Genomic DNA, 9,737 nt, shown 5'->3' with positions numbered 1-9,737 from the left:
AAGAGAAGCTTCGCGCCGCTGTCTTGTAAAATATAGTCAATCCGCTGTTCCGGATAATCAGGATCAATCGGCACAAACGCCGCTCCCGCCTTCAAGACGCCAAGCACCGCGGCGGACATTTCCAGCGACGGCTTCGTGAGAACGCCGACGCGCTCATCCGCACTGATGCCGCAGTCGATCAGAATCCGCGCAAGGCGGTTCGCCTTGGCGTTCAGCTCGCCGTACGTCCAAGACTGGCCGTTGTATGTGACAGCCGGGCGGTCTTTGTAGCGCTGGGCTGTTTCTTCAAATAGCTGATGAACCGTTTTGTCTGTCGGAACAGGCAGCGTTTTGCCCTTCCATGCCTCAAGAAGCGTTTGTTTTTCTGTTTCAGTGACGAGTGACAGGCTGGAAAGCGGCTGATTTGGATTTTCCGCAGCTGCCTTTAGTAAACGGAGAACGTATTCGCTCCATTTTTCAGCCGTTTCTTTTGAGAACAGATCAGTCGCATATTCAAGATGCAGGCCGATGCCGTTTTCATCAGTAAACCCGCCTAGTGTCAGGTCAAACTTAGACGTTCCCTGATGAGATTCGTAAGGTGAAATGCTTAGATTTTGCAATGTAAGCTGTTCTTTATCAGGATTTTCTGTCGTCACCATCACGTTAAACAATGGATTTCGGCTCATATCCCGCGGAAGATCAAGCTGATTGACCAAGTCCTCAAACGGATATTCCTGATGTTCAAGCGCTGACAGGTTCGTCTGTTTTGCTTGCTTCAGGAGCTCTGCAAAGGTTTGCTGTTCTTCCGCTTGCATTCTCAAAGCAAGCGTATTGACGAACATTCCCGGCATATCTTGGACATCTGCATTCGTCCGGCCGGCAGTAACCGAGCCAATGACGATATCCCGCTGTCCCGAAATTTTGCTTAAAAAGACGTGGAAAACAGCGTGAAGCACCATGTGCAAGGTCGTTCCGGTTTCGGCGAGCAGCTTTTCCACCGCCTTTGCCGTCTCGCTTCCCGTATGGAAACGGACCGTATCTCCTTTAAAGCTTTGCACAGGCGGACGGGCGTAATCGATCGGAAGGTCAAGCTCCGGCAGCTCTCCTGAAAGAACCGAGAGCCAGTACGCCTCATGCTCCTTCATCCGTTCCTTTTGCTCAGCTTCATGCTGCCAAACGGCGAAATCCTTGTAATGAAGCGCAGGCTCCGGAAGCTGCTCTCCTTTATACAGCAGCGCCAATTCTTTCACAAAAATGCCTCTTGATACGCCGTCTGCGATGATATGATGCATATCCAAAAGCAGCAAATGTTTTTTCGCTTCTATTCGAAGTAAAGCCGCGCGAATGAGCGGTGCATCAGTTAAATCGAACGGCCGGATAAATTCCTTGATCTTTTGGTCCGCTTCGTCTTCTTCCGCTTCAAACACATGAAGATCAATCGCCGCCTCCTCGATAACGCGCTGAACAGGCTTACCGTTTGCTTCCATAAAGGATGTCCGCAATGACTCGTGGCGGTTCACAAGCTGATTGAGCGAGTCGCGCAGACGCGCAATATCAAGATCGCCTTCCATCAGAAGAACAGATGGCATGTTGTAGCTGATCGTCTGCCGGTCAAGCTGATTCAGGACATACATCCGTTTCTGCGCGGATGACAGTGGGTACATCTCCTGTTTGTCAGCCGGTTTGAGCACGTAATGACCGCCTGAAACTGCCGATGCCTCCATATAAGCCGCCAGCTGGCGAACAGTTGGCAGCTCGAACAGCGCTTTAAGCGGAACGGTTTTCTCTAATTCGGCCTGAATGTTGGCGATGAGCATCATCCCTTTTAATGAATGGCCGCCTAAATCGAAGAAATTGTCATCAATGCCGATCGCATCTATGCCAAGCGTTTTCTGCCACACATTGCATAGGCTCTTCTCAAGCGCTGTTTCCGGTGCGGCTGAGACCTTGTGTCCGGATTGCGCAGCGTTCGGTTTCGGCAATGCGTTTCTGTCGGTTTTCCCGTTTGCCGTCAGCGGAATCGCGTCCAGCTGGACAAAGAAGGCAGGAATCATATGGGACGGCAGTGTTTGCGAAAGCTGGCTGCGGAGCTCTGCTTTTTCAATAGCTTGATCAGCCGTATAATATGCGCAAAGCTCTTGAAGCCCGCCCTCAGAAACCGCCAGCACAACAGCTTCTTGAATTCCATTAAGGCTGAGCATGACCGTTTCAATCTCCTTCGGCTCAATGCGGTAGCCGCGGATTTTCACCTGGTCGTCAGCCCGGCCGATAAATTCAAGCGATCCGTCCGAAAGTCTCCGTACAACATCTCCGGTTTTGTACATGCGGCCGCCCGGCGAATATGGATTTTCTACAAACCTCTCGGCTGTGAGCTGAGGTCTGTTCAGATATCCTCTCGCAAGCCCTTGTCCCGTGATATAGAGCTGTCCGCTCGCTCCCGGAGGCACAAGCTTCAACGCTTCATCTAAGACAAGCGCGCCGGCATTCGCAATCGGCTGTCCGATTGTCGGGCGTTTCGCGAATGCGTCCGGCTCAGAAAAATCAATCCGTCCGGCGATGGCGCCGATCGTTGCTTCAGTCGGACCGTAGTGATTGATAAATTCGGCATGTCCATACACCTTGCGAAAAGCGAGAACATCAGCCGGGATGATTTTTTCTCCTCCCAAGACAATCAAGCGCAGGGATTCAAAGTGTGGCTCTTTTGCAAAGCTGGCTGTGTTCACCATTGTATGGAACAGAGACGGTGTCAGTTTCATATAGGTGACTCCGTGTTCCTTGATATAGCGCCCAATTTCATCCGGCGCCGTATAGGTTTCCTTCGGCACGATGTGGAGCTCGCCCCCTGCCAGAAGCACAGGGAACATGCTCGTGTAGCCCAGGTCGAATGCGTAAGACGAAAGCAATACAGACTTATCAGTTTCCGTCAGGCCCGCCTCTTTACTAAACCAAGAAACATAGTTTGTCAGATTGCGATGCTCGATCTGCACGCCCTTCGGCTTCCCGGTCGTACCGGACGTATAAATGACGTATGCCAGATTGCGAGATCCGGAAATCGGTGATGGGCGTTCCTTGCTCTCATTGCTCCATTTTGCGTCATCAAGATTGACGATTGTCCCTTCATATCGGCCAATGGCCGTCATGTTTCTTTCGTTCACGACCGCAATTTTCGCTCCGCTGTCCTCTAATGAATAGCAGATTCGTTCTTCAGGTGTATCAGGATCAATCGGCAGGAACGCCGCTCCCGCTTTCATGACGCCAAGAATCGATACCATGACCTCAGCTGACCGATCCATGACAATCGCGACGATGTCTTCACTTTCCGCCCCTTGCGCGCGAAGGTGATGCGCCAGCTGGTTCGCCTGTTCATCAAGCTCGCGATAGGTAAGGAGGTTTCCGCCAGCCTTCACCGCAGGATGATCAGGCGTTTGCTGCGCCTGTTCTTCGAAAAGAGCTGCAAAGGTCGCTTCAGTCATTTGCGTCATATGCCTTTCTTCAAGTAAAGCAGCCGTTTCTGCTGGTGAAAGCAAGTCTACATCAGACAGCCGAACATTCGGATGAGCTGCGGCCGTTTTGATAATATTGACAAAGTGGCTGCTCCAGCGGCGGATGGTTTCGTCCTTAAACAGGGCAGTCGCATAGTCAAAACTTAGGCCGATATCCTCTTCTCGCTCGACCGCTTCCAAGGAGAGATCGAATTTCGCCACGTGATGAAGCATGGAATATGAAGAAATCTTCAAATCTCCCAATCTCAATGAAGGAATCTCCATGTTTTGCATGTTGAACATCACGCTGAACAGCGGACTCCGGCTTGTATCCCTTGTAAGCGGAAGGTTTTCAATCAGCTCCTCAAGCGGATAGCTCTGATGCTCGAATGCTTGAAGACTTGCTGTTTTGACCTCTTCAAGGAATTGCGCAAAGGTTTTCTCCCCCGCAGGCGCCGTTCTGAGTGCGACTGTATTGACAAACATCCCCGGCACATCTTGAAGATCAGGATGTGTTCTGCCGGCTGTCGGCGAACCGACAATGATATCGTCCTGAGACGCGTACTTAGAAAGGAGCACATTGAACGCCGCCAGTAAAAACATGTACATTGTCGTATCGGTTTCTGCCAAGAATGCTTTGATTTGAGCGGTGATTTGCTTATCAAGCCCGAACATCACCCGCTCTCCGACAAAGCTCCGTTCAGCAGGCCGCTCGAAATCCGCGGGAAGGTCAAGAATCGGCAGCTCGCCTTTAAAGGTTTCGAGCCAGTATGCTTCATCTTTTTGATGATCAGCCTGTTCTTTGTGCCACACAGCGTAATCTTTATAGTGAACCTGCGGCAGCTCAAGATCAGCGCCTTGATACAGTTTGGCAAGATCACCGATTAAGATGCCTGTTGAGCTTCCGTCAGTGATGATATGGTGCATATCAATGAGCAGCAGGTGGCGTTTTTCCTCAAGCTGGACAAGCTTCGAACGGACGAGCGGCGCGCGGTTTAATTCAAACGGCTGAATAAACGCTTTGATCATTTCCTCCGCGTCTTCTTCCCTTCCCTTGGCAGCCTCCAGCTGGAACAATACGTTTTTATGAACGGTTTGTACAACTTCTCCATCAATCATGTCAAACGATGTACGGAGAATTTCATGCCGGTTGATTAGTTGCTGAATTGCGTTTTCAAGCCGGTCTTTATCTACTTCTCCCTCCAGCAAAAGTACAGCGGGGACGTTGTAGCTTGTGTTTGCTTGTCCAAGCTGATTGAGGATATACATTCTCCGCTGGGCCGGGGATACAGGATAATGCTGCTGATAAGGTGCTTGCCTGATCGGTTCAAACGTCTGCTCCTCCTTCCTTTCATTCTCATCCAAATACAGAGCCAGCTCTTGAATGGTCGGCTTTTCAAAAAGCACTTTAATCGGTACTTCCTTATGGAAATGCTCTTGGATTTTTGCCGTCATCATCATCGCTTTCAAAGAATGACCGCCGATCATAAAGAAGTTATCAGTAACACCTGCTTTGACGCCAAGTATCCCTTCCCAAATCTCCGCTAATGTCTTTTCACTCTCTGTTTCTGGGGCTGCGTACTCTGATTGCACCGCTTCTGATTGAGGCGCAGGCAGTTCTTTTTTATTGATCTTTCCGTTTGGCGTAAGCGGCAGGCTGTCCATCTGAATCAAATGAGCAGGAACCATATAGTCAGGCAAAGATTGGGACAGCGTTTTTCTCAGCCCGCTCACAGACACTTCACGGTCCGCCGTAAAGTACGCGCAAATTTCATTTTCATCCGCTTTGTTCTTCCGGATGATCACCGCAGCTTCTGTCACATGCTCTGCCATGTTCAGTTTTGTTTCAATTTCGCCAAGCTCAATTCGGAAGCCGCGCACCTTCACTTGGTTGTCAATTCTGCCTAAAAATTCGATATTGCCGTCTGGCAGCCATCTTGCCAAGTCACCAGTGCGATAAATCCTTTCACCCGGTCTGTAGGGGTCTTCGAGAAATTGCTTTTTCGTCAGCTCAGGAAGATTCACATATCCTCGCGCTACACCGATTCCGCCGACGCACAGCTCACCGGGCGCCCCAATCGGCTGCAGGCGCTGCTGCTCATCCATGATGTAGGCGGTCGAATTTCCGATAGGCTTTCCGATCGGAATAGAGCCGCTGTACTCGCGGTCGATCAGAAAACTTGTTGAAAACGTCGTATTTTCTGTCGGGCCGTATCCGTTCCACAATGAAAGCGACGGTGATGCCTGTTTCACTTTGGTGACAATATGCGGCACGAGCGCGTCTCCGCCGATGATCAAATGGCGCAGTGCGCCGAACATACCCGCATCCTTTGCGGCAAGCTGGTTGAATAAAGGTGATGTCAGCCACATGGTTGTGATGCTCTGTTCACGGAGGAATGCCGCAAATTGTTTCGCATCAAGCAGCGTCTCTTTTTTGACCGGATAAAGGGCTGCGCCATTCAGCAGCGCGCCGAATACCTCAAAGGTGCCGGCATCAAAGCTTACAGCTCCCGTTTGCGCCATGCGGTCCTCTTCAGTAACAGGAACATACCCGGCATTTTTAACGAGTCGAAGAATGCTTTTATGTTCAATCATGACGCCTTTCGGTTTGCCCGTTGAACCTGATGTGTACATGATATATGCCAAATCAGACGGGGCGGAAGGCAGATTGAGATTGTCAGCTGCTTCGCTCTCTGCAAAGCAGCTGTCCAGTGTAAGAACCGGCACTTGCAGCTGCTTCGCCTGCTCCGCATATGTCTTTCCGGCCAATACCATCCGAATCGAGCTGTCCTCCGCCATGAAACGAAGGCGATCCTCAGGAAGCGCGGGATCAAGCGGCACATAGGCGGCGCCTGCTTTTAACACAGCCAGCATCCCGACAACGGTTTCTGCCGAGCGGTCGTTCATAATTGCTGCCGTTTCGCCTTTTTGAAGGCCTTGTTTGACAAGCTTTCTCGCCAGACGGTTAGCCGCTGCATTCAGCTCACGGTATGTGAGCTCAGCTCCTTCATATACGACCGCAGCGCTCGCCGGCGTCCGTTGCGCCTGCTCTTCGAACACTTGGTGAACAGCCATTCCTTCAGGGAGTTCCGCTTTCGTGCGGTTAAATACTTCTACAATTTTCCGCTGCTCTTCGTCTCCCACAAGCCCGTATTCACGCACAAAAGCGGCCGGCTGATCGACAGCAGCTTCCATCATGCGGGTAAGGTGCTCCGCTGCCCGTTCGATAAAAGCGGAGTCAAAGGCGGCTCCGTTATATTTGATTTTGACGGTCCACGTTTTGCCCGGATACACAATCAGGTTGAAATCGAAGCTCGTTTGTTCAAACGCGCTTTCTACCTTAATAGAAAACCCGAGGCGGTCTTCCATGCTGCCGTTTTCAAGCTCTTGGTCAAGCGGATAATTTTCAAACGCGACCAGATGGTTCAAGAGATTGCCGTCGAGGGCTGAACGTTTTTGAATCTCATAGAGCGGCACGTAATCGTAACGCTCCGCCTCTACTGCATGCTGCTGAACCGCTGAGAAAATATCAGCGAAAGCAGCGTCTCGCTCAACTTTTACCCGCACCGGAATCGTGTTGATAAACAGCCCCGCCATCGTTTCAATCCCGTTGATTTCAGACGGCCGGCCTGATACGACCGTGCCGAAGACAACATCATTCGTAAAGTTGTATTTGCTGAGAACGATGCCCCAAACAGCCTGAAACAGGTTCGGCCCTGTCACTTGATGGCGGTTTGCCGTCTGCTGAATGCGGGCAACCAGTTTTTCGTCCCATGTAAATGAATATTCTTTATTAACGTATTCGTCTTTTTTCTCAGACAGGCGGCCCGGGAGCACGCTCGGCTGTTCAAAACCCGCCAAGCGTTCGCTCCAGTAGCTCTCTGCTTCTTCATTGTCCTGTTTTCCAAGCCACTTGATGTAGTCGGAATAAGGCTTTCCCTGTCCATTTGCCGGCATCCGGCCTGCTCTAAGTGCTTCGTAGTTTTGGAACAGGCTTTTCATGAGCACGCCCATGCTCCAGCCGTCCATCATAATATGGTGATTGCTCCAGACCAGATACAGCTGATCTTCACCAAGACGGAAAACCGCCACCTTAAACAATATGTCTTTTGCCAGGTTAAAGCCTTGGCGCTGTATGTCTTGTTTATAACGCTCAATGTGCTCTTTTTGGCGGTCTTCGTCCGCATGACTGATATCCTCATAATGCACCTTTGTTTTGCGTTCCGCTAACACGACCTGACGCGGCTTTTGCAGCTGCTGGTGCACAAATACCGTACGGAGAATATCGTATGACCGGATCAGTTCATTGACGCTTTTCTCAAAGATTTCAAGGTCAAAAGCGCCGTGAATCCCAAGCTCTAATTGTGTGAAGTACGAGGAAGAATGCGGATCAAGCATCGCATGATACAGCATTCCCTCCTGCATCGGTGTCAGTGCGTACACCTTTTGAATCGATTTTTTGCTCATATGCCACCTCTATTAGAAAATTTCCATTAATTTATCCAGCTCATCCAGCGTCAAATCGTCGTCGCCAAGGTCACTCGGCGTCAATTCCGTATCATCTTGAGATAGGCAATGTTCAATGATTCTGAGAAGATGGGCTTTAAAGCTGTCGCTGAATGTCTGTACTGTTTTTTCATGAAATTCAAGAGAATGATAGGCCAGCGACATCGTCAGTTTTCCGTTTTCAATATATCCGACAACATCAAGTGCATTCGGTTTTTCTGTTTCCGGACTTAGCGACTGTCCTGACGGCAGCTCTGATCTCTTGAACAAACCTGCATCCGACATTTCATCAAACTGCCCCAGGTAGTTAAAGCTGACATCCGGCTGAATCGAGAACGCCACATCTTCTTTATGTTCCGGCGCCGTCAGATAGCGCAGAATGCCATATCCAACTCCCTTGTTCGGCACATGTCTGATATCTTCTTTCATTTGCTTCAGCTGGTAGCCCAGATCATCCGCATGCTTCATATCGAGCACCATCGGGTACATACTCGTAAACCAGCCGACTGTGCGGGAAATGGTCAGGTCTTCTATCATTTCTTCACGTCCATGCCCCTCTAAATGAACACTTACTTGATCCTGACCTGTCCACTCCTTCATCGCCAATCCGAATGCCGTCAGCAAAATATCATTCATTTCTGTGTGATATGCCTCATGCACCTTTGTGGTGAGCTGTTCTGTCTCTTCAGCAGTCAGCGAAAATTCGATTGTCTTTGTATGTTTCATTCGCTGATCATCAGATTCGCGATCTTTCGGAAGCTTTGCCGCGACAGTCTGTTCTTCAAGCTGTCTCCAATACTCTTTTTCTTTCAAAAAGGCCTTGGAGTTCGCGAAGTCTTGCAATCTCTCTGCATACTCCGCAAATGAATGTGTTTTCTGCGGGAGTACCGGTTCATTGCCTTGCTCAAGCTGTGTATATACCGCGGCGAAATCCTCCAGTAAAATCCGCCACGACACGCCGTCAATCACTAAATGGTGAACGGCAAGGAGCAAGTGGTCTCCGTCTTCCGCTTGGAACAAGCCTGCTTTTAACAACCCGCCTTCCTGCAAGCTGATGCTGCTTTGCAAACGCTCCGCTTCTCTCTCTATGCGGTCTTCATGATCTTTCGCTTGTCCCTCAATGTGAATGATCTCCAATTGAGCTGAGGCAGCTTCAAGCCCTCTGTTGTATTGAACGATATCTTTCGGCTCCTCACGATAAACCATACGGAGCGCGTCATGGTGTTCGATCAGCGCCTGTAATGTTTTTTCCACCCGTTCAGGGTCAAAGCCCTTCGCGGCATGAAGCATCACCGATTGGTTCCAGTGGTGCTTGTTCGCGAAGTTCTTTTCAAAGAACCAGCGCTGGATCGGCGTCAGGATGACTTCTCCCTCCACAGGCCCTTGGTCTGCCTGTTTGCCTTCGGCACGCTCCACGTATTGGGTCAGCTCCTCGATCGTCGGGTGCTGGAAGAGGTCTTTCATTTCCAGTTTCCAGCCGTGCTGGTTCAAGCGGCTTGCCATTTGGATTCCTTTGATGGAATCTCCGCCCATTGAGAAGAAATTGTCGCTGACACCGATCTCCGGAATGCCAAGCACATCCTGCCAGATACCGGCAAGCAGCTCTTCCATGTCGGTAGCCGGCGCTTTGTATTCTCCGCTGCCCGCTTCAATGTCCGGCTCAGGCAGGGCTTTGCGGTCTACTTTGCCGTTTGCCGTAACCGGAAACTCGTTCAGCGTCACCCAGAATGCCGGGATCATGTAGTCCGGCAGGGTTTCCTTCAGTGCTGA

Annotated in this window: 2 protein-coding genes; both read right to left on the bottom strand. The window is 50.4% G+C overall.

What is annotated here, in order from left to right:
- A partial coding sequence (gene srfAB / locus V756_RS1000000124795; protein WP_024713927.1) for a surfactin non-ribosomal peptide synthetase SrfAB occupies nt 1-7,928 on the bottom strand: 7,928 nt, incomplete at its 3' end.
- 12 nt (nt 7,929-7,940) lie between these two features.
- Nucleotides 7,941-9,737, bottom strand: a 1,797-nt coding sequence (locus V756_RS01000000121940; protein WP_032681829.1) for a condensation domain-containing protein, incomplete at its 5' end; no start/stop codon positions are given.

This window comes from Bacillus tequilensis KCTC 13622 (genome assembly GCF_000507145.1).
GTDB classification, from domain to species: Bacteria; Bacillota; Bacilli; order Bacillales; family Bacillaceae; genus Bacillus; species Bacillus tequilensis.
The sequence above is the reverse complement of the archived record's forward strand: the minus strand, read 5'-3'. Positions and strand labels throughout refer to the sequence as shown.